Genomic DNA, 24,819 nt, shown 5'->3' with positions numbered 1-24,819 from the left:
GTGCGAATATGTATCACGGAGAGCGATTCAACGCCTGGACTCACCTGGTTGGGGCGGTGCTGGCATTTATCGGTGCGGTCTGGATGCTGGTGCTGGCGAGCATGGACGGCAACGTGTGGAAGATCGTCAGCATGGCAATTTACGGCGTGACATTGCTGCTGCTGTACAGCGTATCGACGGTCTATCACAGCGTCCGGGGGCGGGCGAAGGTGATTATGCAAAAGGTCGATCATCTGTCGATCTATCTGCTGATCGCGGGCAGCTATACACCGTTCTGCCTGGTGACGTTGCGCGGCCCGTGGGGCTGGACATTGTTTGGGATTGTCTGGGGGCTGGCAGTGATCGGTATGTTGCAGGAGATCAAGCCACGCTCCGAGGCGCGCGTGATGTCCATTGTGATATACGCGGTGATGGGCTGGATCGTGTTGGTGGCAGTCAAGCCGCTGATGGCCGCACTGGGAACGGTGGGCTTTACCTGGCTGGCCGCGGGCGGTGTGCTATATACCGTGGGGATTATCTTCTTCGCCTTCGATACCCGTTTTCGGCATTGGCATGGCATCTGGCACTTGTTCGTGATCGCCGGCAGCTTGATGCACTTTGTAGCGATCATGTTTTATGTGCTTTGAGGTCAGCTGCAGGAGCCAAGACTGATACGAAACCTGTAGGACCCAGTTTGCTGCACGACAGCGCGGCGTCGCAGACGGGGCGACATCTCCTACAGGATGGCGTGGTACGACGGTTTAGAAATCTCCCCACAATTGCTGGGCCACGCTCAGCGCCACCACGGGTGCGGTTTCTGTGCGCAGTACCCGCGGGCCGAGGCGGGCGGCGTGGAAGCCGGCGTCCTGGGCTTGATCAACCTCGGCATCATTAAGCCCGCCTTCCGGGCCTATCAAAAAGGCCAGGGTGCCGGGTTTGTCGTGGCTGGTCAGCGGTTCTGCAACCGGGTGCAGAACCAGTTTCAAGTCGGCTTCGGTCTTTTTGATCCAGTCAGCCAGGGCCGTGGGTGGGTGGATCACCGGCACCACTGAGCGACCACACTGCTCGCACGCGCTGACTGCAATCTGTTGCCAATGGGCCTGGCGTTTTTCGGCACGCTCATCTTTGAGGCGAACTTCACAACGCTCACTGACAATGGGTGTGATTTCGCTGACACCCAGCTCGGTCGCCTTTTGAATCGCCCAGTCCATGCGTTCGCCGCGTGACAGCCCCTGACCCAAATGAATCCGCAACGGCGATTCGATTTGCCCGGCGAATTGTTCATCCAGCTGCACGCGTACGCGCTTCTTGCCCACTTCGAGCAATCTGCCGCGAAACTCACTGCCCGAACCGTCGAATACTTGCAGCGCGTCACCTTCGGCCATACGCAGTACGCGCCCGATGTAGTGCGCCTGGGCTTCTGGCAGTTCGTGTTCGCCGAGGCTCAAGGGCGCGTCGATAAAAAAGCGGGACAGTCTCATGTGGCATCTCTGAAATCAGTAGGTTTGTCGGCGCCTGTCATGGCGCCTTCGCGAATGAATTCGCTCCCACGGGATACGGGATCTTCAGTGGGAGCGAATTTATTCGCGAATGGCTTTATGCGGTCTATCAGCCGGGATCTCGAAAGTCTGGATGAAAGTTTTCATGCACCGCAACGCTGACGCTGGTGCGGGTCGCAATATCGATGCCTTCTGTTGCCACTTCGGCGAGAAAATCAATCTCTTCCGGGGTGATGACATACGGCGGCAGGAAATACACCACGCTGCCGAGTGGTCGCAATAGGGCACCCCGTTCGAGGGCATGCTGGAACACCTTCAAACCACGTCGTTCTTGCCACGGATAAGCGGCTTTAGTGGCTTTGTCCTGCACCATCTCGATGGCCAGCGCCATGCCGGTCTGACGCACTTCGGCGACATGAGGGTGGTCGACCAGGTGCGCAGTCGCGCTGGCCATGCGTTGCGCCAGGGCCTTGTTGTTCTCGATGACGTTGTCTTGCTCGAAGATATCCAACGTCGCCAGCGCTGCCGCACACGCCAGCGGATTGCCGGTGTAGCTGTGCGAATGGAGGAAGGCGCGCAGGGTCGAGTAGTCATCGTAGAACGCGTTGTACACGTCATCGGTGGTGATGCACGCCGCCAATGGCAGATAACCACCGGTCAGGGCTTTGGACAGGCAGAGGAAGTCCGGACGAATGCCCGCCTGTTCGCAGGCGAACATCGTCCCGGTGCGCCCGAAGCCGACGGCGATTTCGTCGTGAATCAAATGCACGCCATAACGATCACAGGCCTCGCGCAACAGCGTGAGGTACACCGGGTGGTACATGCGCATGCCGCCCGCGCCCTGAATCAGCGGCTCGACAATCACGGCCGCGACAGTCTCGTGGTTCTCGGCCAGGGTCTGTTCCATGGAGGCGAACATATTGCGCGAGTGTTCTTCCCAGCTCATGCCTTCCGGGCGGTGGTAGCAGTCCGGGCTCGGCACCTTGATGGTGTCGAGCAGCAGCGCCTTGTATGTCTCGGTGAACAGCGGCACGTCGCCCACTGACATCGCCGCCATGGTTTCGCCGTGGTAGCTGTTGGTCAGGGTAACGAAGCGCTTTTTATTCGGCTGGCCGCGGTTGAGCCAGTAGTGAAAGCTCATTTTCAGCGCGACTTCGATGCAGGACGAACCATTATCGGCGTAGAAGCAGCGGGTCAGGCCTTCGGGCGTCATTTTGATCAGACGCTCGGACAGTTCGATCACCGGTTGGTGGCTGAAGCCGGCAAGGATCACGTGTTCCAGCTGGTCGACTTGGTCCTTGATCCGTTGATTGATGCGCGGGTTCGAGTGGCCGAACACGTTTACCCACCAGGAACTCACGGCATCCAGGTAACGCTTGCCTTCGAAATCTTCGAGCCAGACGCCTTTACCGCTCTTGATCGGGATCAACGGCAGGCTTTCGTGGTCTTTCATTTGGGTGCAGGGATGCCATAGCACCGCTAGGTCGCGTTGCATCCACTGGTTATTAAGGCCCATTGGCTATCTCCGGGTGGCGACTCGCATGGCGCGAGGGCAAACAATCGCGCAAGCCTATGCAATGCGTGGCTGCGGAACAACCTCTTGTGACGCAGAATGACAATGCGGTGCCACTCATCGGGATCGAATGTCCGATTATTACGGTGCAGTATTGTCGGTCAGACATTAGCGGGATGCTGGCATCCGGCTGAAAGGAATCAGCCTATGATCGTGTTTCTCGATATTTCAAAGCGAAATTTTGCGCTTTCATTCGATAGATAAAAAGTTAGTCTGAGTCCCACTCTTGAAGGTAACGGTAATGCAGCTACGCAACTCCTCCTCTCGTTACGGTCTGGTCAGCATCGTGCTGCACTGGGGTGTGGCGCTTGTTGTCTTTGGTTTGTTCGCACTGGGCTTGTGGATGGTAGGGCTTGATTACTACGATACCTGGCGCAAAGCGGCGCCGGACCTGCACAAGAGCATCGGTCTTACCTTGTTCGCGGTGATGACGGTCAGGCTGGTCTGGCGTTTCATCAGCCCGCCACCTCCAGCACTGTCCACTCAGAGTCGGCTCGTCCAATGGGGTGCGAAGTTCGGTCATTTGTTTCTTTATGTCAGTTTGTTTGCCGTGATGTTTGCCGGTTACCTCATTTCCACCGCTGACGGTGTGGGGATTCCGGTGTTTGATCTGTTCGAGGTGCCGGCGTTGATTTCCAGCATTCCCGATCAGGCAGACGTCGCGGGCGCTGTTCATTTGTACCTGGCCTGGATACTGGTGATTTTCGCTGGACTTCATGCCTTGGCAGCATTGAAACACCACTTTATTAATCGCGATGCGACCCTTACGCGCATGTTGGGTCGCGACTAATGTTCAACCTAAACAGGAATGAAAGCATGTTGAAGAAGACACTCGCCGCTCTGGCCCTGGGTACTGCCCTGTTGTCCGCCGGACAGGCGATGGCCGCTGATTACACAGTCGACAAGGAAGGCAATCACGCCTTTGTAAACTTCAAGATCAGTCATTTGGGCTTCAGCTACATCTACGGCACGTTCAAAGACTGGGACGGCACCTTCAGCTTCGACGCCAAGAACCCGGAAGCCAGCAAGATTAATGTCACGCTGAAAACTGCCAGCGTCGACACCAACCACGCTGAACGTGACAAGCACATCCGTACCCCTGATTTCCTGGACGTAGCGAAGTTTCCGGAAGCCAAGTTCGTGTCGACCTCGGTCAAATCGACTGGCACCGACACGGCTGACGTGACCGGTAACCTGACACTGCACGGCGTCACCAAACCGGTTGTGGTCGCTGCGCACTTCCTGGGTGAAGGCAAAGACCCATGGGGCGGCTACCGTGCAGGCTTTGAAGGCACCACCACTATCAAGCTGAAAGACTTCGCTATTCAGAAAGATCTTGGCCCTAAAACCCAAGAACTTGAATTGATCATTTCGTTTGAAGGCGTTCAAGCCAAGTAAGGTTTGCTCGCAACATCAGACGCCGGCCTCAGGGTCGGCGTTTTTTTGTCTGAAATCGCTTTATTGCCACACAAAAAAAACGCCCCGAACCAGTCGGGGCGTTTTTTATGCCGCGTGCTTAACCTTCGCGGTTGCGGGTCAGCAACGCGGGTTTTTCACCACGTGGACGGCTTGGCAGTTGGTCGAGTTGATCGGCCGACGGAAAGCGATCGCTTTTTGACTCTTTGTGCACGATCTTCGGCTGAGGTGCTCCCTCGCGAGGGCCTCTGACCGCAGGTTCCTGACGAGCTGGCTGGTCATCGCGAGCGGCCGCAGGGCGACGATTGCGCGGTGCGTCGTCACGACGGGCCGCGCCGTCGCGTGGTGCGCCGTTACGTGGGCCGGAGCGGGCAGCGGGTGGTGTGCCGGTGGTTGAACCGGAGCCGGCGCGAGAACCGCTTGGGCGGCCTGGGTTTGGCGCGCGAGCAGCCGGCGCTGCACCGCCGGCGGCGGCCGCAGGTGCCGGAGCGCCTGGACGACGACCACGGCTCTGGCCTTTATTCGGGTACGGGCTCACGTAATCATCGCGGTTGCCGAAGTTATCCACTTCGTCATCCAGGAACTCATCCGGGGCACGGTCGGCACGCGGTGTTGCCTGACGCTGCTCGCGGGCAGGTGTGCCCTCGCGCGGCTTCTGGGCTGGACGCTCAGGACGTGCGGCGGCTGCCGGCTTTTCCTGACCCTTGTCCTTACCTTTATCCTTACGGCCACCACCACCGCCACTGCCGGTCGGACCATCGCCGCGAGGGCCACGGGGTGCGCGTGGGTTACGCACATCCGGACGCTCACGTACTTCTGGCTTCTCGGCTTCAACCGTTGTGATATCGAAGCCCATCAGGTCGCCATCGGCGATTTTCTGTTTGGTCATGCGCTCGATGCTTTTGAGCAGCTTTTCTTCGTCCGGCGCGACCAGTGAAATCGCTTCGCCGCTACGGCCCGCACGGCCGGTACGGCCAATACGGTGTACGTAGTCTTCGTCGACGTTCGGCAGTTCGAAGTTGACGACGTGGGGCAGTTGATCGATATCGAGACCGCGAGCGGCGATATCTGTCGCAACCATGATCCGTACCTGACCAGCCTTGAAGTCAGCCAGGGCTTTGGTTCGGGCGTTCTGGCTCTTGTTACCGTGGATAGCCACAGCGGCGAGGCCGTGTTTGTCCAGGTACTCGGCCAAACGGTTGGCACCGTGCTTGGTCCGGGTGAAAACCAGTACCTGTTCCCAGGCGCCTGCGGTAATCAAATGCGCCAGCAACGAGCGTTTATGGCTCGAAGACAGACGGAATACGCGCTGTTCGATACGCTCGACCGTGGTGTTCGGCGGCGTGACTTCGATGCGTTCCGGGTTGTGCAGCAGCTTGCCGGCCAAGGACGTGATGTCGTTGGAAAAGGTCGCCGAGAACAGCAGGTTCTGGCGTTTGGCTGGCAGACGAGCCAAGACCTTCTTCACGTCATGCACGAAGCCCATGTCGAGCATCCGGTCGGCTTCATCAAGCACCAGGATTTCAACGCGGGACAGATCGACGCTGCCCTGGCCGGCCAGATCGAGCAGGCGACCTGGGCAGGCCACCAACACGTCAACGCCTCTAGCCATGGCCTGGACTTGCGGGTTCGTACCGACACCGCCAAAAATAACGGCGCTGACGAACTTCAGATCCCGGGCATACACCTTGAAGCTTTCGTGTACTTGCGCCGCGAGTTCGCGGGTTGGGGTCAGGACCAAAACGCGCGGTTGGCGCGGGCCGTGACGCTGGGATTTGTCCGGGTGACCGTTGGGGAACAACCGCTCCAGAATCGGAAGGGCGAAGCCGCCGGTTTTACCAGTACCTGTCTGAGCCGCGACCATCAGGTCGCGACCTTGCAACACGGCGGGAATAGCCCGCTGTTGCACCGGAGTAGGCTCGGTATAGCCCGCTGCCTCGATGGCGCGGACTAAAGCCTCGGAGAGACCGAGGGAAGCAAAGGACATGAGTAATCCTGTTTTAGTTAGGGCTTCGCCCAATGGGATGATCTTGCCTGGCGTGAATGGCGTTTAGAAGACGCAATCCCGTCCGGTCCTGCTGGGTCTTAAAGTACGTCTCGGCATATCGGCGCGGGAAAGAAATGGCGCGACTGACGTGATCGAGATGCCTTTTGCAAGGCCGAGCGTCCGGGCGTGAGCCTGGCGGGAAGGTCGGAGTATAACAGAGCAATCACCGCGCGCTGCTTTCCTGCTGCTCAACGGTTTTTAAAAGCACAGACGCCGGTTGCACGGGGCTGGCGGGCAAGGGGGCGGTCTGTTGCGGCGTTTCGTTGGCGTAACGGGCACTCAGCGCTGCGTACGCTGGCTCACGCTTGAAGCGTTTTAGCTCGGCGCTAAAGCGCTGCACCAGCAGGTCCATGCCTACGTTTTTGCGCAGCGCGAGGTATTGCGGCTCATGGCTGATGACGGTTGGCAACTGGCTGATCTGCTCGCGAACCTTTAATTGATCGAGCAAATACTGGCCGACACGGCGGTCGGTAATCACCAGATCGATTCGCCCGCGCAGGAGTTTGCCGAAGTTGGCTTCATGGCTGGGCGCCGCTTCGCGGGTAAATAGCGGTGAGGCCATGAAGTCCGGGCTGTACAGATAGCCGGGCGAAACCCCTACGGTCAGGCCCCTCAGGTCTTCGAAGGTCTGAAACGGATGAGGATGGGCGTTGGCGTAGAACAGCACGAATTCGACGGTGGATAGGGGCTCGCTGGGGTACAGCAACGAATTGTCGCGCTCGGCGTTCTGGAAAATATCCAGTGCACCGTCCGCCTGGCCTTGCTCAAGCATTGACAGGCAACGCTTCCAGGGCAGGAAATGCCACTCAACGTCGATGCCCAGGCGCTGGAAGATAATGGCCGTGGTTTCGTAGTCGAGCCCACGCGGCTGGCCATTTTCGGTATACACGTAAGGTGCCCAAGGCTCGGTGACAATACGCAGTTTTTCGGCCAAAGCAGTAGCGCTCAGGCACGTGAGTAGGACGGTAGTCAGAAATCGGATAATGACAGGCATGACCTGAGGTTACGACGGGCGAGGCCTAAATAGAAGCTCTGGATCAGGCTTCTTCGGCTAATGGATGATTTGGGTCGATGTCCGCACGAAAATCAGACAGGCACCCGATACACCATGGTGTCGGCAGGTTCTCGCTTGCGCGAAAACCTGCCAGGACGACAGTGTGTGTTGAATGTGATTAACGTGGAAGCTTGAGGTTATTCCAGATGGCCAGGCTGGGTTCTGCCTGGTTAAGGGTATAGAAGTGCAGCCCCGGAGCGCCGCCTTGCAGCAGACGTTCACACATTTGGGTGATGACCTGTTCGCCAAACGCCTGGATGCTTTGCACATCATCACCGTAGGCTTCCAGCTGCTTGCGAATCCAGCGGGGGATTTCAGCACCGCAGGCGTCGGAGAACCGCGCCAGCTTGCTGTAGTTGGTGATCGGCATGATGCCTGGCACGATCGGGATGTTGATACCCATCTTCCTCACGCGGTCGACGAAGTAGAAGTAGCTGTCGGCGTTAAAGAAATATTGGGTGATGGCGCTGTCGGCACCGGCTTGGGCCTTGCGGACGAAGTTCTGCACGTCGTCTTCGAAATTGCGTGCCTGCGGATGCATCTCCGGGTACGCGGCAACTTCGATATGGAAGTGGCTGCCGGTTTCTTCACGAATGAAGCTCACCAGGTCATTGGCGTGGCGCAATTCACCGCTGGCCATGCCCATGCCCGAGGGCAGGTCACCGCGCAGGGCGACAATACGTTTGATCCCGGCGTCCTTGTACTGCGTGAGCAGGGCGCGCAGGTCAGCCTTGCTGTCACCCACGCAGGACAAATGCGGAGCAGCAGGGACTTTGACTTCGCTTTCGAGCTGCAGCACGGTGTTGATCGTGCGGTCGCGGGTCGAGCCACCGGCACCGTAGGTGCAGGAGAAAAAATCAGGGTTGTAGCTGGCCAACTGACGGGCCGTGTTGAGCAGTTTTTCATGCCCTGCATCGGTCTTGGTCGGGAAAAATTCGAAGCTGAAGCGACGGTCGTTAGACATGGACGCCGATCTCATTGTAGGAGCGGGCTTGCCCGCGATAAGGTCGGAACGACCTTCAAAATGCTGAAACCACATCGGTTCACGTGTCTGATCACGACGACCGCTGCGCGGCCGATCGTCCGAATGCGGCCCAGACCAAACCCGCTCCTGCAGGGGAGCGGGCTGCCTGATCAATCAGTAGCGGTAGGCGTGCGGCTTGAACGGGCCTTCAACGGTCACACCGATGTAGTCGGCTTGCTGCTTGGTCAACTGAGTGACCACGCCACCGAAACCACGGACCATTTCCAGCGCCACTTCTTCGTCGAGTTTTTTCGGCAACACTTCAACCGTCAGACGTTCGGCTTTCTGGGCAGGTGCCAAGTTGGCGTACTTCTGGTCGAACAGGAAGATCTGCGCCAGTACCTGGTTGGCGAACGAACCGTCCATGATCCGGCTCGGGTGACCAGTGGCGTTGCCAAGGTTCACCAGACGGCCTTCGGCCAGCAGGATCAGGTAGTCATCGTTGTGCGGATCGAAAGTGCCAGCGCCGGTGCGGTGAACTTTATGCACCTGTGGCTTCACTTCTTCCCATGCCCAGTGTTTGCGCATGAAAGCGGTGTCGATCTCATTGTCGAAGTGACCGATGTTGCACACGACCGCGCGTTTCTTCAGGGCCTTGAGCATGTTCGAGTCGCAGACATTGACGTTACCAGTGGTGGTCACGATCAGGTCGATCTTGCCCAGCAGTGCAGTGTCGATGCTGGCGGCAGTGCCGTCGTTGATCCCGTCGATGAACGGCGAAACCAGTTCGAAACCGTCCATGCACGCTTGCATCGCGCAGATGGGGTCGACTTCGGAAACCTTGACGATCATGCCTTCCTGACGCAGCGACTGCGAAGAGCCCTTGCCCACGTCGCCGTAGCCGATGACCAGCGCTTGCTTGCCGGACAGCAGGTGGTCGGTACCGCGCTTGATCGCATCGTTCAGGCTATGACGGCAGCCGTACTTGTTGTCGTTCTTGCTCTTGGTCACCGAATCATTGACGTTGATGGCCGGGATTTTCAGTTCGCCCTTGGCCAGCATGTCCAGCAGGCGGTGTACGCCGGTGGTGGTTTCTTCGGTGACGCCATGGATCTTGCTCAGCATCGCCGGGTATTTCTTGTGGATGATCTCGGTCAGGTCGCCGCCGTCGTCGAGGATCATGTTGGCGTCCCAAGGCTGGCCATCTTTAAGGATGGTTTGCTCGATGCACCACTCGTACTCTGCTTCGGTCTCGCCTTTCCAGGCGTAAACCGCGATGCCGGCAGCAGCGACAGCAGCAGCAGCCTGGTCTTGAGTCGAGAAAATGTTGCAAGACGACCAACGTACTTCGGCACCCAGGGCAACCAGGGTTTCGATCAGCACGGCAGTCTGGATGGTCATGTGGATGCAGCCGAGAATCTTCGCGCCCTTGAGCGGTTGCTCGCCAGCGTATTTGCGGCGCAGGCCCATCAGGGCAGGCATTTCGGATTCAGCGATGATGGTTTCGCGACGACCCCAGGCAGCCAGGGACATGTCGGCGACTTTGTAGTCGTTAAAATCTGCAGGCGTGATTACAGCACTCATTTAGAGTCTCCATTCGTAGTGTGCGAATGGGCGCCGTTGTGCGTTTAAGGCTTATCCGGGCTGATTCAGTAAATCAGCCGATCAAGCAACGCCCCATCCGAGCCTGACAGGACAAGCCTGCTGCAGCGCCCCTCGGACAGGTGGCGGGAACGGTCATGGGCTGTTTAGACAATCGAGCCGACGGTGACCGTTTTTGAAGCTGGGCGATTATAGCCGTGCTTGAGGCGTTGCCCAAGACCTTTCCATCGCATAGATGCCCAAAAACTAATCATCACCCTGGCCGATGCCCGATAGAGGTAACGCGCCGGGTCTGCCATGATTAGAGCCATCAATTGGCAAAACGGTCAGGAGTGAGCATGAATTTCCACACCCGCAAGTGGGTTAAGCCCGAAGACCTCAACCCCAACGGCACCCTGTTCGGCGGCAGCCTGTTGCGCTGGATCGATGAAGAAGCCGCAATCTACGCCATCGTTCAGTTGGGAAACCAACGGGTGGTGACCAAGTACATTTCCGAGATCAACTTCGTCAGCGCCTCGCGTCAGGGTGACATCATCGAGCTGGGCATTACCGCCACCGAGTTTGGTCGTACCTCGATCAGCCTGACCTGTCAGGTGCGCAACAAAATCACGCGCAAAAGCATTCTGACGGTGGAGAAGATGGTCTTCGTCAACCTCGGTGAAGACGGCCTGCCAGCCCCGCACGGCAAGACCGAAATCACTTACGTGAAGGACCAGTTCAAGGCCGATGTGATTGACTGAGGGCAGGGGGTAGGGGGCAGGGATCAGGCAGGTGGACAATGTGGGAGCGAATTTATTCGCGAAGAGGCCAGCACATCCAACATCATCGGTGCCTGACCCAACGCCTTCGCGAATAAATTCGCTCCCACTGGGGGTGTGCTAACTCACTCTTTCGCCACCTCAAGCACCGCCAACTGATAACCCACCGCACCCACGGTATGGATCAGTTTGGGCAGGTAACGCTCATCGATCTTCGAGCGCAGGCGATGGATGGCAATTTCGACCTTGTCGGTGTCATTGTTGAACACCTGCGAAGCGATCAGCGTGCGTGAAATCACGTCGCCCTGACGGCTGACCAGCAATTGCAGCAGTTCGAATTCCTGATCGCTCAAGGATATCCGTTGCCCTCCGCGACTCACCCGCTGGCGTGGCACGTCCATTTCCAGATCGGCGATGGCGTAGCTGTCGGCGGTGCCGGTTGGCCCACGGCGCAGCAAGGTACGCACCCGCACCAACAGCTCCTCTAAGGTAAAGGGCTTGAGCAGGTAATCATCGGCGCCCAGTTCCAACCCGCGCAGCCGGTCTTCGATAGCATCGCGGGCGGTCAGGAACAATACGGGCGTGTTGCCGCGCTGACGGATCAGTTGCAGCAGTTGCCAGCCATTCAGGCCCGGCAACATGACATCGAGGATGATCAGGTCGTAAGCCTTCTCTTCAACGAAGTGGCGGCCAGCCAGGCCGTTATCCGCAACGTCTACCATAAACCCCGACTCGCCAAGCCCCTTGGCCAGTAGATTGGCAGTACTGAGATCGTATTCCACTAACAGCAAACGCATGGTGCACCTCATTTATCGTGCCGCTAGGCTAGGCTGATTATGTTGCCGCCGCACGCAGTTTATCCAGATCGAGAATCCTGATCTCGCACTCACTCACGCTCAACACACCCTTTGCCTGTAAATTCAGAAGGACGCTGTGCATGGTTGGCCTGGAGATCGATAACCACCGGGCCAACTGCGTCGCGGGCAACCCAATCAGCCGTGGCGAGAAATTGATCGCGCCATAGCCCTGGGCGATCAGCAGCAAACAAAAGGCCACGCGAGCGGCGGTGGATAGCTGGCTGTGCTGTTCCAGTTGTTCGTTGCTCAAGAGCAGCTTCTGCTTCAGCAATGAGGCGAATTGGCGCCGATACGTCGGCTGCTTTTCCAGCAAATGCGCCAGTTCGGTTTGTGGCACGTGCAGCACAATGCTGTGCGCGCGGGAAAAAGCATTCTGGGTACGCGGCAAGCCGTCGAACAGGGACACCTCGCCAAACCAGTAAGGCAACTCAATAGACGAAGGCAACGTCGGCTTGACCTGTTCGTCGCTCTCACCTATCCGAATCACCCCTTCAACCACCACATACAACCCACACGGTGCATCGCCGCGTCGGAACAGATTTCTACCCGGCGTCAGCCTCCGCAGCTTCACGGCATCGAGCAGGCCATCTTGTAAACCCGCAGGTAGACCGCTGAACCAATGCCCCGAGAGCAGCCGCGAACGCCATACAGCTCCATTCATGTGAACTCCTTGATTGCTGGCTTTGTCGTCTGTCTGACACCGCCTGTGCAGATAAGGGATCTACCCTATTTCTGACACCCATCATCTTGTTGCAACAGGTTGGCCTGGGTCAGGTTGCAGCCGGCCGGTACGCTGCGGGTCAGCCAGACGTTGCCGCCAATGGTCGAGCCTTTGCCAATGATGATTCGCCCAAGAATCGTCGCGCCGGCATAGATCACCACGTCGTCTTCGACTATCGGGTGACGGGCGTGGCCTTTCTGCAATTGGCCGTCTTCGTCTGCCGGGAAGCGTTTCGCGCCCAGGGTCACGGCCTGATAGATGCGCACACGTTCGCCGATGATCGCGGTTTCGCCGATGACCACACCTGTCCCGTGATCGATAAAGAAGCTCTGGCCAATCTGCGCACCGGGGTGAATGTCGATGCCCGTGGCCGAATGCGCGATCTCCGAACTGATCCGTGCCAGCAGGGGTAGACCGGCGCGATACAGATGGTGCGCCAAGCGGTGATGAATGACCGCCAGAATGCCGGGATAACACAGCAACACTTCATCGACGCTGCGTGCCGCCGGGTCGCCGTGGTAGGCGGCCAGTACGTCGGTGTCCAGCATGCGACGAATCGCGGGCAAGGCGCTGGCGAAGTCCTGAACCAGCTGCACCGCGTGCGTGTCTGCCGCGCTAACGTTCTCGCCGTGCTGACGCGCCACGTAACGCAACTCTAGACGAGCCTGGGTCAGCAACGCATTGAGGGATACGTCGAGGGTATGGCCGACGTAGAAATCTTCGCTCTCTTCGCGTAAGTCCACCGGGCCCAGGCGCATCGGGAACAACGCCCCACACAGTGCTTCGAGAATGTCGCGCATGGCCGCTCGTGAAGGCAGTTCACGACCGCCATGCTCACCACTCACACGCCCGTTACGTGTACGCCAGTCATCACGGGCTGTGCGCAATTGGTTGACGATTTGCTGCAACTGCCAGTTATCGGCCGATGCCTCTGGAATATCGCTCACGCTCACTACTCCTTCTGCTTTCAAGGTAAGAGCCAGGATCGCGGTCAAGATGACGGCCGCTGATGCGTCTACTCTACGGCAAACATTTACGACGAAAAATTAACAATTTCCGTAGGGCCTTTGCCGAGCAGCGTCCATTCCTGCAAATGTTGCACAGGGTTCAGCGGGTTGCCTATAGTCCATCGACTCACTTCCCGGCTTATTAACCATCATGATCAAACAACAGCTCACTCGTTTTAACCGTCTGGAATTACTCGGCGCCCCCACCGCACTGGAGAAACTGGAGCGTCTGTCCGCCTGGGTCGGCCGGGACATTTATGTCAAACGCGACGACACCACAACACTGGCGCTGGGCGGCAACAAGGTCCGCAAGCTCGAATACCTGGCCGCCGATGCGTTGGCGCAAGGCGCTGATACGTTGATTACCGCTGGGGGCATCCAGTCCAACCACGTCCGCCAAACGGCCGCGCTGGCTGCACGCCTGGGCCTGGGTTGCGTCGCGCTGCTGGAAAATCCGATCGCAAGCACCGACACCAGTTACCTGAGCAACGGCAATCGTCTGTTGCTGGACCTGTTCGACGCCAAGGTCGAGCTGGTCGAGAACCTGGATAACGCCGATGAGCAACTGCATGCCCTCGCCGCCCGTCTGCGCGCTGGCGGTAAAAAGCCTTATTCGGTGCCGATTGGGGGCTCCAATGCGTTGGGCGCGCTAGGGTACGTGCGTGCAGGGCTGGAATTGGCCGAGCAAATCGAACAGACCAGACTGACGTTCGCTGCCGTGGTCCTTGCGTCGGGCAGTGCTGGCACCCAAAGCGGCCTGGCCTTGGGGCTCAGCGAAACGTTGCCTCATTTGCCGGTGGTGGGCATCACCGTGTCACGCAGCGAAGAAGCCCAGCGGCCGAAAGTCGAGGGGCTGGCTGAGAGAACCGCCGAGTTGTTGGGCATTACCCTGCCGAGCAGCTTCAAGGTCGAGCTGTGGGATGAATATTTCGCGCCAGGTTACGGCGCCCCCAACGCGGGTACCTTGGCCGCGATCAAGCTTGTCGCCAGCCAGGAAGGTCTGTTGCTCGATCCGGTGTACACCGGCAAGGCCATGGCGGGCCTGCTCGACGGCATCGGTCGCCAGCGTTTCAATGAGGGCCCGATCATCTTCCTGCACACGGGTGGCGCCCCGGCATTGTTCGCGTACCCCGGTGTCTTTTCGAGCTGAGTTTCCAGTCAGTCGATATATATTAATTAGAAATATATAAATCGTTTCTAATTATTTTAATTCATATGCGGCAGCCTCTATAGTCACGCGGCGTGAAGGATTAGCCACGCCACGTGAAGGTTTACAAAAGGAATATCGCCGCCTGAAATAGCTGGATTTAGTTTCAAGGCCGCAGTAGCTTTCGTTGGGTCTGATTCTTGCCTGACGTTTAAAAACAACATAAGGGGCTCGTCATGAACATTGCTGCTATCCGCCGGACATTTCTGCTCTCCACGTTGAGCCTTGTGCTCGGCTCCAGCCTGATCGGGCAAGCCGTCGCCGGAGATCAACTGCAAAAAATAAAAAGTAGCGGCACGATCAATGTCGGCCTTGAAGGCACCTATCCACCGTTCAGCTTCGTGAGTGAAGACGGCAAACTCAGCGGTTTTGAAGTCGAATTCTCCGAAGCCCTGGCCAAAGAACTGGGGGTGAAAGCCAAACTTCAGCCGACCAAATGGGACGGTATCCTCGCGGCACTGGAATCCAAACGTCTCGACGTGGTGATCAACCAGGTGACCATCTCCGAAGAGCGCAAGAAGAAGTACGACTTTTCCGAGCCCTACACGATCTCCGGGATTCAGGCACTGACCCAGAAAAAAGACGCGGGCAAGTTTCCGACGCCCGATTCCCTTGCAGACAAGAAAGTTGGTGTCGGCCTGGGCACCAACTACGAGCAGTGGCTCAAGGAAAACGTGCCTAAAGCCATCGTCAAAACCTATGACGATGACCCTACCAAATTCCAGGATCTGCTCGCTGGCCGCACTGACGCCATTCTTGTCGATCGTCTTGCCGCTCTCGAAATGGTCAAAAAAACCAATGACAAGCTAGCCGTGTCCGGCGCGCCTTTTTCCCGCCAGGAAGCCGGTATCGCGATACGCAAAGGTGAGCCTGAGCTGGTCGCTGCAATCAACAAAGCCATCGACAAACTGCGTGCCGACGGGACCCTCGCCAAGTTGTCGCAGAAGTACTTCGGCTCTGACGTGACCCAATGATTTCAGAGAGTCTGAAGCTCGCGCTGGACTCTGCGCCCTTTCTGCTCAAGGGCGCGTATTTCACGGTCATCCTCAGTCTGGGCGGGATGTTTTTCGGCTTGCTGCTGGGCTTCGGCCTGGCGTTGATGCGTTTGTCGCACCTCAAATTGCTGAGCGGCATTGCGCGGGTGTATGTGTCGTTCTTTCGCGGCACACCCTTGCTCGTCCAGTTGTTCATGATCTATTACGGCCTGCCGCAGTTGGGGATTGAGTTGGACCCATTGCCGGCAGCGCTGATCGGTTTCTCCCTGAACATGGGCGCTTATGCCTGCGAGATTTTGCGTTCAGCCATTGGTGCAGTGGATCGCGGCCAATGGGAAGCGGCGGCCAGCATCGGCATGACCCGTGCGCAAACCATGCGGCGGGCGATTCTGCCGCAAGCCGCGAGAACCGCCTTGCCGCCGTTGGGCAACAGCTTCATTTCGCTGGTCAAGGACACCGCGTTGGCGGCGACCATTCAGGTGCCAGAGCTGTTTCGTCAGGCGCAGTTGATCACCGCGCGAACCTTTGAAATTTTCACCATGTACCTTGCCGCCGCACTGATCTACTGGATACTCGCCAGCCTGCTCGCGCACCTGCAGCACCGTTTGGAAGCGAGGGTCAACCGACATGATCTGGAGTCTTGAAGCATGATCGTGGTTGAAAAACTGACCAAACAATTCAAAGGGCAAACGGTGCTCAATGGCATCGATTTGAAGGTCGAAGCCGGTGAGGTCGTGGCCATCATTGGTCCCAGCGGTTCCGGCAAAACCACTTTACTGCGTTGCCTCAATTTTCTTGAAGAGCCCACCAGCGGCAAGATCATCGTGGGTGATATCGAGATCGATGGCAGTCGCCCGCTGAGTCAGCAGCAAGGCTTGATTCGGCAACTGCGCCAGCACGTCGGTTTTGTCTTTCAGAACTTCAATCTGTTCCCCCATCGCACCGCGCTGGAAAACGTGATGGAAGGCCCGCTGGTGGTGAAAAAAATGCCACGAGCGCAAGCCGAGGCGCTGGCGCGCAAGCTGCTGGCCAAGGTCGGCCTGGCCGGTAAGGAAGACGCGTATCCGCGACGACTGTCCGGCGGCCAGCAACAGCGGGTGGCGATTGCCCGCGCCTTGGCCATGGAGCCTGAGGTGATTCTGTTCGATGAGCCCACCTCTGCGCTGGACCCGGAATTGGTGGGTGAAGTGTTGACGGCCATCCGGGCGCTGGCGGAAGAGAAGCGCACGATGGTCATCGTCACTCATGAGATGAGCTTTGCGCGGGATGTGGCCAACCGGGTGATCTTTATCGACAAGGGCGTGATCGTTGAGCAAGGAGAAGCCAAGGCGCTGTTTGCCAATCCTCGGGAAGAGCGTACTCGCCAATTTCTGGAGCGAAGCCGGCACTGAATAACGCTATAGATAACAAAAAAACAGCGCTCACCCGGCGCTGTTTTTTTTCGCCTCTGACATTTCATATTGTTGCTGAGTAGGACGCAATGCTGAGGTTCAGGTAACCCCCTGGCCTTATAAATGTAGGAACTCTCTGATTCCGTCCGAGGCTTGCACTTCACCCCACCCGCTGGCTTGACACCCGTTCCTATCCTCTCTTAGCTGGCTATCAGGATTCATCAACACCCATTCATTGAGGTATCCGCGGCACCGCTTATTAGCCGCTGATCATAAGGAGTACGGAACATGGCTTATGCGACCCCGGCGCCCCATCAAAGCAAACTGCGTGCGCCTTATTTGCCCCAGGCAAACAAGCACGGTATCGGCGTGAGTGCCGCCGCGCATCTGTTGGTCACCATCGAGCCTTATGCCGCCATGGATGAAGGCGATCTGATCGAGCTGTTTTGGGGCGGCCGTTACGTTGTATCAAAGTTGCTGACGGCTGCGGATGTCGGCCAGACCCTGGCCTTGCGTGTTCCGGAAAGCTTTTTACAGAGCGGCACGGTCAAAACCTGGTACCAAATCCAGAAGGTGGGCAGTACACCGTCGCTCTCCGCGAGCAAGGATGTATGGGTCAAACTCGATTGCCCCGGCGGACACCCCTCGCCGCTGAGCGCGGAAGAAAACCAGAGCCTTGCGCCCTTGGCTGTACCTGACGCGCTACTGCATCAGGGATTGACCGCAAAACAGTGGCGTTGTGGCGTTGAACTGACCATTGAGGCGTACCAGAACATGGCCGCCAAAGATGAAATCACGCTACGTTGGGGGGATATGCGCATGGATCTGCCGGCCATCAATGCCACGGATGTTGGCAAGCCCATTACATTGAATGTTCCGCCCGCATTGATTCAGGAAGGCGGCGAAGACCAACAACTGGAAGTCACTTACTGCATTATCGACCAGGTGGGCAACACCTCACGCTGGGCTCCGCCGCGTGCACTTAACGTCAGTACCGTCACCGATTAGCTAAACCGCGTGAGCCTTAAATGCCGATCTGCAATCCTCCCTTCTATGCTTATTCCTAAAAGGATGTTTATTTAATTTTTATACGCGCTTAGGGTATATAGACCGGACCACCGGACCACCGTCAGTTTGTTTTCGCCGCAGAGACGCGGCTTATGTCGATGTGAGGTTTGGAATGGTCATTTTCACAATCACCCCCGTGCAGATCGCCAGGGCATTGCGTACCGCCACGGAGCGGTGCTGATGTCGGATCTCTCGGCGGCACCCCTCCAGAGCGATCTGGACATCGCCCCGCTGCTATTGCCAGCGAAGGTTCTGAGTAACGACGCCCAAGCCCTCGCCGCTGCCCATGAATTGGCACAGCTCGCGCGCTTGCAGGCGGCACAGCGTGATCGTCAGCGCAAACTGCCGTGGGCCCAAATCGAACACTTTACCCGCAGCGGGCTGGGCAGCATTTCCGTCCCCCGGGAATACGGTGGCCCGCAGGTTTCGTTCGTCACCTTGGCCGAAGTGTTCAAGATTATTTCCGCTGCGGACCCGGCGCTGGGGCAGATCCCGCAGAACCAGGTCGGTATCCTCAATTCGTTGCTGGGCAGCGCCAACGAAACGCAAAAGAAGCAATTATTTCAAAGCGTGCTAGACGGCTGGCGCATCGGCAATGCCGGGCCTGAGCGGGGCACCAAAAACACCCTGGATATCAAAGCGAGGCTCACCGCCCAAGGCGACCAGTTTGTCCTCAACGGCCAGAAGTTCTACTCCACTGGCGCACTGTTCGCGCATTGGATCGCAGTCAAGGCGCTGAACGATGACGGGCAGCAAGTGCTGGCATTCGTCCAGCGCGGCACGCCAGGTTTGCGCATCGTCGATGACTGGTCCGGCTTTGGTCAACGCACCACCGCCAGTGGCACTGTGCTGCTCAATAACGTGCAGGTCGAAGCCGAGCACATCATTGATAACTGGCGCCTGGCGCTAGCGCCCAATATTCAGGGCGCAGTGTCGCAATTGATCCAGGCGGCCATCGATGTCGGGATCGCCCGCGAAGCGATTGACGACAGCATTGGTTTTGTTCGCGAACGTTCGCGTCCGTGGATCGATGCCAACGTCGAACGCGCCAGCGATGATCTGTACGTGATCGCCGACATCGGCAAGCTGAAACTCGAACTGCATGCCGCTGAAGCACTGCTGCGCAAGGCCGGCCAAGTGCTTGATGAAGTCAATGCCGCGCCTGTGGATGCCGCTTCGGCAGCTCGCGCCTCGATTGCGGTGGCTGAAGCCAAAGTACTGACCACTGAAATCTCTCTGCTCGCCAGCGAAAAGCTGTTCGAGCTGGCGGGCAGCCGCGCCACCTTGGCCGAGTTCAACCTCGACCGCCATTGGCGCAACGCACGCGTTCACACCCTCCACGACCCGGTGCGCTGGAAATACCACGCCGTGGGCGCCTATCACCTGAACGGCACCCTGCCTGCCCGGCATTCCTGGATCTGACCAGACCACTGGAGAACGTATGACTTCTATAGCTTCCCTGCCGCAAACGGCGGCAGTGATTCACAGCGACGCCCAGGCCCTGCAAGTGGCCGCCAAGCTGGCTGAATATTTCAAACGTGACAGCGCCCTGCGTGATCAGGAGCGACGCCTGCCCCACGCTGAACTTGAGCTGTTTTCCGCCTCGGGTCTATGGGGTATCAGCGTGCCCAAGGCGTATGGTGGCGCGGGTGTTTCCAGCGTCACCCTGGCCAAGGTCACAACACTGATCGCCGAGGCCGATTCGTCTCTGGGGCAAATTCCGCAGAACCATTTTTACGCCCTTGAAGTGCTGCGCGTGAATGGCAGCGTCCAACAGCAGAAACGACTGTACGCAGAGGTTCTGGCCGGGCAACGCTTCGGCAATGCGTTGGCTGAGCTAGGCAACAAAACCGCTCACGACCGCACCACGCGCCTGAGCCCGGAGGGTGATGGCTATCGCATCAATGGTCGCAAGTTTTACGCGACCGGTGCGCTGTATGCGCAGCGCGTACCGACGTCGGTGGTGGACGAACACAGTGTGCAACACCTGGTCTTCGTCCCGCGTGACAGCGTAGGCCTGACGGTGATTGACGACTGGAGCGGTTTTGGTCAACGCACCACCGGCAGCGGCTCTGTGGTGTTCGATAACGTGTTTGTCAGCGCCGATGACGTGGTGCCGTTTCAAACCGCCTTCGAACGCCCGACTACCGTGGGCCCTCTGGCGCAGATTCTTCATGCGTCCATCGACACCGGCATCGCCCGCGCGGCTTATCAGGACGCCCTGCATTTCGTCCGCACTCGCACCCGGCCATGGATTGACTCCGGTATCGAAAAAGCCGTGGACGATCCATTGACCCTGCACAGTTTCGGCAAGCTCGGCGTTCGCCTGCACGCTGCCGAAGCCCTGTTGGAACGCGCCGGTGAGTTCCTTGACCGCGCCCAGGCCGACAGCACTGCCGCAAGCGTCGCCGCCGCATCCATTGCCGTGGCCGAAGCGCGAGCGATCAGTACCGAGATCTCTCTTGCAGCGGGCAGCACCCTGTTCGAACTGGCCGGCAGCCAGGCGACCCTGGCCGAACATGGTCTGGACCGTCACTGGCGCAACGCCCGCGTGCATACCGTGCACGACCCGGTGCGCTGGAAGTACCACGCCATCGGCAATTACTACCTCAACGATGAAAATCCGCCGTTGCGGGGGACGATCTGATGACCCAGAAAAAAATCCTGTTCAATGCGTTCAACATGAACTGCATTGGCCATATCAACCATGGCCTCTGGACGCACCCGCGAGACAATTCCACCGAGTACAAAACCCTCGAGTACTGGACTGAACTGGCGCAACTGCTGGAGCGGGGCTTGTTTGATGGTTTGTTCATCGCCGATATCACCGGCGTGTACGACGTGTATCAGAACTCGGTGGATGTAACGCTCAAAGAGTCGATCCAGTTGCCGGTCAATGACCCGCTTATGCTGTTGTCGGCCATGGCAGCGGTCACCAAAAACCTGGGGTTCGGCCTGACCGCCAACCTCACGTATGAGGCGCCCTATCTGTTCGCCCGACGCATGTCGACCCTCGACCACCTGAGCCGTGGCCGAGTGGGCTGGAACATCGTTACCGGTTATCTGGACAGTGCGGCCAAGGCCATTGGCTTGACCGAACAGGTCGAACACGACCGTCGCTATGATCAGGCCGATGAATACCTGGAGGTGCTGTACAAACTCTGGGAAGGCAGCTGGGAAGATGACGCGGTGATCAATGATCGCCAGCAACGGATCTATGCCCAGCCCGAAAAAGTGCACAAGGTTCGGCACAAAGGCGAGTTCTATCAAGTCGAGGGTTATCACCTCTGTGAACCGTCGCCGCAACGCACCCCGGTGTTGTTTCAGGCAGGTACTTCTGATCGCGGCGTGGAGTTCGCCGGGCGCCATGCCGAGTGCGTGTTCATCAGCGGACAAAACAAGGTCGCGACCCGCGAGCAAGTGGACAAGGTTCGCGCCAGCGCCAAGGCCGCCGGGCGTAACCCCGAGGACATCAAGGTGTTCATGGGCTTGAACGTGATCGTCGGCGCCACCGAGGAACTGGCCCGCGCCAAACAGCGGGAGTATCTGGAATACGCCAGCGCCGAAGCCGGTGTCGCGCACTTTGCAGCCTCGACCGGGATCGACTTCGCGGAATACAAACTGGACGAGCCGATCCAGTACGTCAAAAGCAACGCGATCCAGTCGGCGACCAAGAACCTGAAAAACAATGATTGGACTCGCCGCAAACTGCTCGATCAACACGCACTGGGCGGGCGCTATGTCACTCTGATCGGCTCGCCTGAACAGGTTGCCGATGAACTGGAATCCTGGATCGCCGAAACCGGCCTCGACGGCTTCAACCTGACCCGCACCGTGACCCCGGAAAGCTATGCCGACTTCATCGATCTGGTGGTCCCGGAGCTGCAACGCCGTGGCTCGTATAAAACGGCATACGACAGCGGCACCCTGCGGGAGAAGTTGTTCCGCGAAGGCCCGCGCTTGCCAGAAACGCATGCGGGGGCGGGGTATCGGCACGTATCAGATTGAAGCTGCTGGCCTCTTCGCAGGCAAGCCTGCTCCCACAGGGAATTGCGGCGCTCACAAAATCTGTGGGAGCAGGCTTGCCCGCGAAGACTGCCTGACAAACAACATCAACTTTTCTGGAACATACCCATGACCAAAACAATAATCACCCTGGCCCTTGCGCTCCTCACCCTCAACGCCCACGCTGCCGACAAACCACTCAAAGTCGGCACCACGGCAGCCTTTGCCATCCCGCTGGAAGCGGCGGTCGAAGAAGCCGGCAAGCAAGGCCTGAAAGTCGAGCTGGTGGAATTCAGCGACTGGATCGCCCCGAACGTCAGCCTCGCGGCTGGCGATATCGACGTGAATTACTTCCAGCACATTCCGTTCCTGGAAAACGCCAACGCTGCAGCGGGCTTCCATCTGGTGCCTTACGCGTCCGGGATCATCAACAACGTCGGGCTGTATTCGAAGAAGTACAAAAGCTTCGATGAACTCCCTACCGGCGCCACCGTGGCCATCGCCAACGACCCGATCAACGGCGGACGCGGTCTGCAACTGCTGGCCAAGGCCGGGCTGATCACCCTCAAACCTGGCGTTGGCTACAAGGCCACCGAAGAAGACATCATTGCCAACCCGAAAAAAATAAAACTGATTCAGGTCGAGGCCGTGCAACTGGTGCGCGCCTACGATGACGCCGATCTGGTGCAGGGCTACCCGGCCTACATTCGCCTGTCGAAAACCTTCGATGCCGGTTCTGCGTTGCTGTTCGACGGTCTGGATCATAAGGAATACGTGATCCAGTTCGTGATCAAGCCCGAGAACAAAGACGACCCACGTTTGGCCAAATTCGTCGGCATCTACCAGCACTCGCCTGTGGTGCGCGCCGCCCTGGATAAAGCCCACGGCAAGCTTTATCAGGCCGGTTGGGAAAATTGAATATGAGCGCAACCGCCCAACGCCAATGGTCGCCTGAATCCCCGGGCACGGCCCATGCAGCAGAGCTGCACCCGGAGCTGAATCGTGCCCACGTGCGTTTCATCAACCTGGGCAAAACCTACGACAGCCAGCACGGGCCGGTGGATGCGCTGCAGAACATCGATCTGGCGATTCAACGCGGCGAAGTGTTCGGCATCATCGGCCGCAGTGGCGCGGGAAAATCGTCTCTGATTCGTACCATCAACCGACTGGAGCGCCCGAGCAGCGGCCGTGTGCTAATCGATCAGGTGGACATCAGCGAGTTCGACGAAGACCATCTGGTGCAGCTGCGGCGACGCATCGGCATGATCTTTCAGCACTTCAACCTGATGTCGGCCAAGACCGTGTGGCAGAACGTCGAACTACCGCTCAAAGTCGCTGGCGTGCCACGTGAACAGCGCCAGCGCAAAGTCACCGAACTGCTGGAACTGGTTGGCTTGCAAGACAAACACAAGGCTTACCCGGCGCAACTGTCCGGTGGACAAAAACAGCGTGTCGGGATTGCCCGCGCGCTGGTCCATGATCCGGCGATTCTGCTGTGCGACGAGGCCACCTCGGCGCTGGACCCGGAGACCACGCAGTCGATCCTCGGTCTGCTGCGTGAGATCAATAAACGGTTGGGCCTGACCATCATTTTGATCACCCATGAAATGGCCGTCATCCGCGATATCTGCGACCGGGTGGTGGTGCTTGAACACGGTCAAGTCGTCGAGCAAGGTCCCGTGTGGCAAGTGTTCGGCAACCCCCAGCACGAGGTCAGCAAAACCTTGCTCGCGCCGCTGCAACACGGGTTGCCCGAGGATGTGCAAGCGCGCTTGACGCCCCAGCCACAACAACCGACTGCTGCTGTGGTGCTGGACCTGCATTTCACTGGCGTTAGCGGCGAAGAACCGGACCTGGCAGCGCTGTTCAGCTCCCTCGGCGGGCGGGTCAGCCTGTTGCAGGGCGGGGTTGAGCGCATCCAGGGCCGCGCACAGGGTCATCTGGTGATCGCGGTCGCCCACTCGCCCCACGACCGGGACGAATTACTCAGTCGCGCCCGCAGGCTGGCGCAACGCGCGGAGGTATTGGGTTATGTGGTTTGATCGACTGCTTCAAGGCGTCATCGATACGTTTTTGATGGTCGGTGTCTCGTCATTAATTGCCTTGCTGCTGGGCATTCCGCTGGCGGTGATTCTGGTCACCAGCGCCAAAGGCGGGATCTATGAAGCGCCCACTCTGAATCGCGTGTTGGGCGGCTTCGTCAATCTGTTCCGCTCGATTCCGTTCCTGATCCTGATGGTCGCGCTGATTCCGTTCACCCGCCTGATCGTCGGCACCACCTACGGAGTCTGGGCCGCCGTGGTGCCACTGACCATCGCGGCGACGCCGTTCTTTGCGCGCATCGCTGAAGTCAGCCTGCGCGAGGTCGACCAAGGCCTGATCGAAGCCGCGCAAGCCATGGGCTGTCGCCGGTGGCACATCATCTGGCATGTGCTGCTGCCCGAAGCCCTGCCGGGCATCGTCGGCGGCTTCACCATCACGCTGGTGACGATGATCAACTCGTCAGCCATGGCCGGTGCCATCGGCGCAGGTGGATTGGGCGACATCGCCTACCGCTACGGTTATCAGCGCTTCGACAGCCAGGTGATGCTCACCGTGATTGCGTTGTTAGTGGTGCTGGTCGCAGTGATTCAGTTTGGCGGCGACCGGCTGGCTCAGGTGCTGAACAAACGTTGA

24 protein-coding genes and 1 riboswitch are annotated in these 24,819 nt (G+C 58.5%); of the genes, 15 read left to right on the top strand and 9 right to left on the bottom strand.

Annotated features, from left to right (window positions below; translation table 11 throughout):
* Positions 1 to 8: 8 nt before the first annotated feature.
* Positions 9 to 626 (top strand): PAQR family membrane homeostasis protein TrhA, encoded by a 618-nt coding sequence (gene trhA / locus AC1ME2_RS12330; protein ID WP_480441490.1) that lies wholly within the window; start codon positions 9 to 11, stop codon positions 624 to 626.
* A 114-nt stretch (positions 627 to 740) separates the two neighbouring features.
* Here the strand turns inward: trhA and AC1ME2_RS12325 are convergent, their stop codons facing one another.
* Entirely contained in the window at positions 741 to 1,460 is a 720-nt protein-coding gene (locus AC1ME2_RS12325) for a 16S rRNA (uracil(1498)-N(3))-methyltransferase (RefSeq protein WP_480441488.1), read from the bottom strand.
* A gap of 127 nt (positions 1,461 to 1,587) precedes the next feature.
* Positions 1,588 to 2,994: an adenosylmethionine--8-amino-7-oxononanoate transaminase gene (locus AC1ME2_RS12320; protein WP_480441487.1), complete on the bottom strand. Its 1,407-nt coding sequence runs from the start codon at positions 2,992 to 2,994 to the stop codon at positions 1,588 to 1,590.
* Positions 2,995 to 3,292: 298 nt separating this feature from the next.
* Between AC1ME2_RS12320 and AC1ME2_RS12315 the strand changes: the two genes are divergently transcribed.
* The gene (locus AC1ME2_RS12315) at positions 3,293 to 3,841 is read left to right on the top strand and encodes a cytochrome b (protein WP_480441485.1); all 549 of its coding nucleotides are present in this window, start codon (positions 3,293 to 3,295) and stop codon (positions 3,839 to 3,841) included.
* A gap of 26 nt (positions 3,842 to 3,867) precedes the next feature.
* Positions 3,868 to 4,449, top strand: a complete 582-nt coding sequence (locus tag AC1ME2_RS12310) for a YceI family protein (protein WP_480441483.1) — start codon at positions 3,868 to 3,870, stop codon at positions 4,447 to 4,449.
* A gap of 118 nt (positions 4,450 to 4,567) precedes the next feature.
* Here the strand turns inward: AC1ME2_RS12310 and rhlE2 are convergent, their stop codons facing one another.
* The 4 genes from rhlE2 to AC1ME2_RS12290 form a co-directional block, all read right to left on the bottom strand.
* The gene (rhlE2, locus tag AC1ME2_RS12305) at positions 4,568 to 6,454 is read right to left on the bottom strand and encodes an RNA helicase RhlE2 (RefSeq protein ID WP_480441481.1); all 1,887 of its coding nucleotides are present in this window, start codon (positions 6,452 to 6,454) and stop codon (positions 4,568 to 4,570) included.
* A gap of 223 nt (positions 6,455 to 6,677) precedes the next feature.
* Positions 6,678 to 7,508, bottom strand: a complete 831-nt coding sequence (locus AC1ME2_RS12300) for a substrate-binding periplasmic protein (protein ID WP_480441480.1) — start codon at positions 7,506 to 7,508, stop codon at positions 6,678 to 6,680.
* Between the two features lie 178 nt (positions 7,509 to 7,686).
* The gene (gene metF / locus AC1ME2_RS12295) at positions 7,687 to 8,532 is read right to left on the bottom strand and encodes a methylenetetrahydrofolate reductase [NAD(P)H] (protein ID WP_480441479.1); all 846 of its coding nucleotides are present in this window, start codon (positions 8,530 to 8,532) and stop codon (positions 7,687 to 7,689) included.
* Positions 8,533 to 8,706: 174 nt separating this feature from the next.
* Positions 8,707 to 10,116 carry an adenosylhomocysteinase gene (locus AC1ME2_RS12290; RefSeq protein ID WP_480441477.1) on the bottom strand — a complete coding sequence of 470 codons (1,410 nt, stop codon included), beginning with the start codon at positions 10,114 to 10,116 and terminating at the stop codon, positions 8,707 to 8,709.
* Positions 10,117 to 10,137: 21 nt separating this feature from the next.
* Positions 10,138 to 10,256: riboswitch (S-adenosyl-L-homocysteine riboswitch) on the bottom strand.
* Positions 10,257 to 10,472: 216 nt separating this feature from the next.
* Here AC1ME2_RS12290 and AC1ME2_RS12285 point away from each other — a divergent pair.
* Positions 10,473 to 10,874, top strand: coding sequence for an acyl-CoA thioesterase (locus AC1ME2_RS12285; RefSeq protein WP_480441476.1), 402 nt, complete (start codon positions 10,473 to 10,475; stop codon positions 10,872 to 10,874).
* Positions 10,875 to 11,017: 143 nt separating this feature from the next.
* Here the strand turns inward: AC1ME2_RS12285 and AC1ME2_RS12280 are convergent, their stop codons facing one another.
* From AC1ME2_RS12280 to epsC, 3 genes are all read right to left on the bottom strand, one after another.
* Positions 11,018 to 11,689: a response regulator gene (locus tag AC1ME2_RS12280; protein ID WP_480441474.1), complete on the bottom strand. Its 672-nt coding sequence runs from the start codon at positions 11,687 to 11,689 to the stop codon at positions 11,018 to 11,020.
* Positions 11,690 to 11,726: 37 nt separating this feature from the next.
* On the bottom strand, positions 11,727 to 12,410 hold the full coding sequence (locus AC1ME2_RS12275; RefSeq protein ID WP_480441472.1) for a Crp/Fnr family transcriptional regulator: 684 nt from the start codon (positions 12,408 to 12,410) through the stop codon (positions 11,727 to 11,729).
* A gap of 65 nt (positions 12,411 to 12,475) precedes the next feature.
* A complete protein-coding gene (gene epsC / locus AC1ME2_RS12270) occupies positions 12,476 to 13,417 on the bottom strand; it encodes a serine O-acetyltransferase EpsC (protein WP_480441471.1) in 942 nt (313 codons plus the stop codon).
* Positions 13,418 to 13,628: 211 nt separating this feature from the next.
* On the opposite strand from epsC, the gene AC1ME2_RS12265 reads away from it, so the two are divergent.
* From AC1ME2_RS12265 to AC1ME2_RS12215, 11 genes are all read left to right on the top strand, one after another.
* Complete coding sequence (locus AC1ME2_RS12265; RefSeq protein ID WP_480441468.1) at positions 13,629 to 14,627, top strand: D-cysteine desulfhydrase; 999 nt, start codon at positions 13,629 to 13,631, stop codon at positions 14,625 to 14,627.
* A gap of 233 nt (positions 14,628 to 14,860) precedes the next feature.
* Complete coding sequence (gene tcyJ, locus AC1ME2_RS12260) at positions 14,861 to 15,658, top strand: cystine ABC transporter substrate-binding protein (protein WP_480441467.1); 798 nt, start codon at positions 14,861 to 14,863, stop codon at positions 15,656 to 15,658.
* On the top strand, positions 15,655 to 16,323 hold the full coding sequence (gene tcyL / locus AC1ME2_RS12255; protein WP_480441466.1) for a cystine ABC transporter permease: 669 nt from the start codon (positions 15,655 to 15,657) through the stop codon (positions 16,321 to 16,323). Before tcyJ ends, tcyL begins: the two co-directional genes overlap by 4 nt.
* A gap of 3 nt (positions 16,324 to 16,326) precedes the next feature.
* Positions 16,327 to 17,070, top strand: coding sequence for an L-cystine ABC transporter ATP-binding protein TcyN (gene tcyN, locus AC1ME2_RS12250; protein WP_480441464.1), 744 nt, complete (start codon positions 16,327 to 16,329; stop codon positions 17,068 to 17,070).
* A gap of 288 nt (positions 17,071 to 17,358) precedes the next feature.
* Entirely contained in the window at positions 17,359 to 18,078 is a 720-nt protein-coding gene (locus AC1ME2_RS12245; protein ID WP_480441463.1) for a hypothetical protein, read from the top strand.
* A gap of 240 nt (positions 18,079 to 18,318) precedes the next feature.
* On the top strand, positions 18,319 to 19,560 hold the full coding sequence (locus tag AC1ME2_RS12240) for an SfnB family sulfur acquisition oxidoreductase (protein WP_480441461.1): 1,242 nt from the start codon (positions 18,319 to 18,321) through the stop codon (positions 19,558 to 19,560).
* Between the two features lie 19 nt (positions 19,561 to 19,579).
* Positions 19,580 to 20,785 carry an SfnB family sulfur acquisition oxidoreductase gene (locus AC1ME2_RS12235; RefSeq protein ID WP_480441460.1) on the top strand — a complete coding sequence of 402 codons (1,206 nt, stop codon included), beginning with the start codon at positions 19,580 to 19,582 and terminating at the stop codon, positions 20,783 to 20,785.
* The gene (locus tag AC1ME2_RS12230) at positions 20,785 to 22,146 is read left to right on the top strand and encodes an LLM class flavin-dependent oxidoreductase (RefSeq protein WP_480441458.1); all 1,362 of its coding nucleotides are present in this window, start codon (positions 20,785 to 20,787) and stop codon (positions 22,144 to 22,146) included. The genes AC1ME2_RS12235 and AC1ME2_RS12230 overlap by 1 nt, the downstream gene beginning before the upstream one ends.
* A gap of 126 nt (positions 22,147 to 22,272) precedes the next feature.
* Positions 22,273 to 23,061: a MetQ/NlpA family ABC transporter substrate-binding protein gene (locus AC1ME2_RS12225; RefSeq protein WP_480441456.1), complete on the top strand. Its 789-nt coding sequence runs from the start codon at positions 22,273 to 22,275 to the stop codon at positions 23,059 to 23,061.
* A 2-nt stretch (positions 23,062 to 23,063) separates the two neighbouring features.
* Entirely contained in the window at positions 23,064 to 24,185 is a 1,122-nt protein-coding gene (locus AC1ME2_RS12220) for a methionine ABC transporter ATP-binding protein (RefSeq protein WP_480441453.1), read from the top strand.
* On the top strand, positions 24,175 to 24,819 hold the full coding sequence (locus AC1ME2_RS12215; protein WP_480441451.1) for a methionine ABC transporter permease: 645 nt from the start codon (positions 24,175 to 24,177) through the stop codon (positions 24,817 to 24,819). The genes AC1ME2_RS12220 and AC1ME2_RS12215 overlap by 11 nt, the downstream gene beginning before the upstream one ends.

The organism is Pseudomonas sp. ASL9 (assembly GCF_056680335.1).
This window is presented reverse-complemented; position numbering and strand designations above follow the sequence as displayed.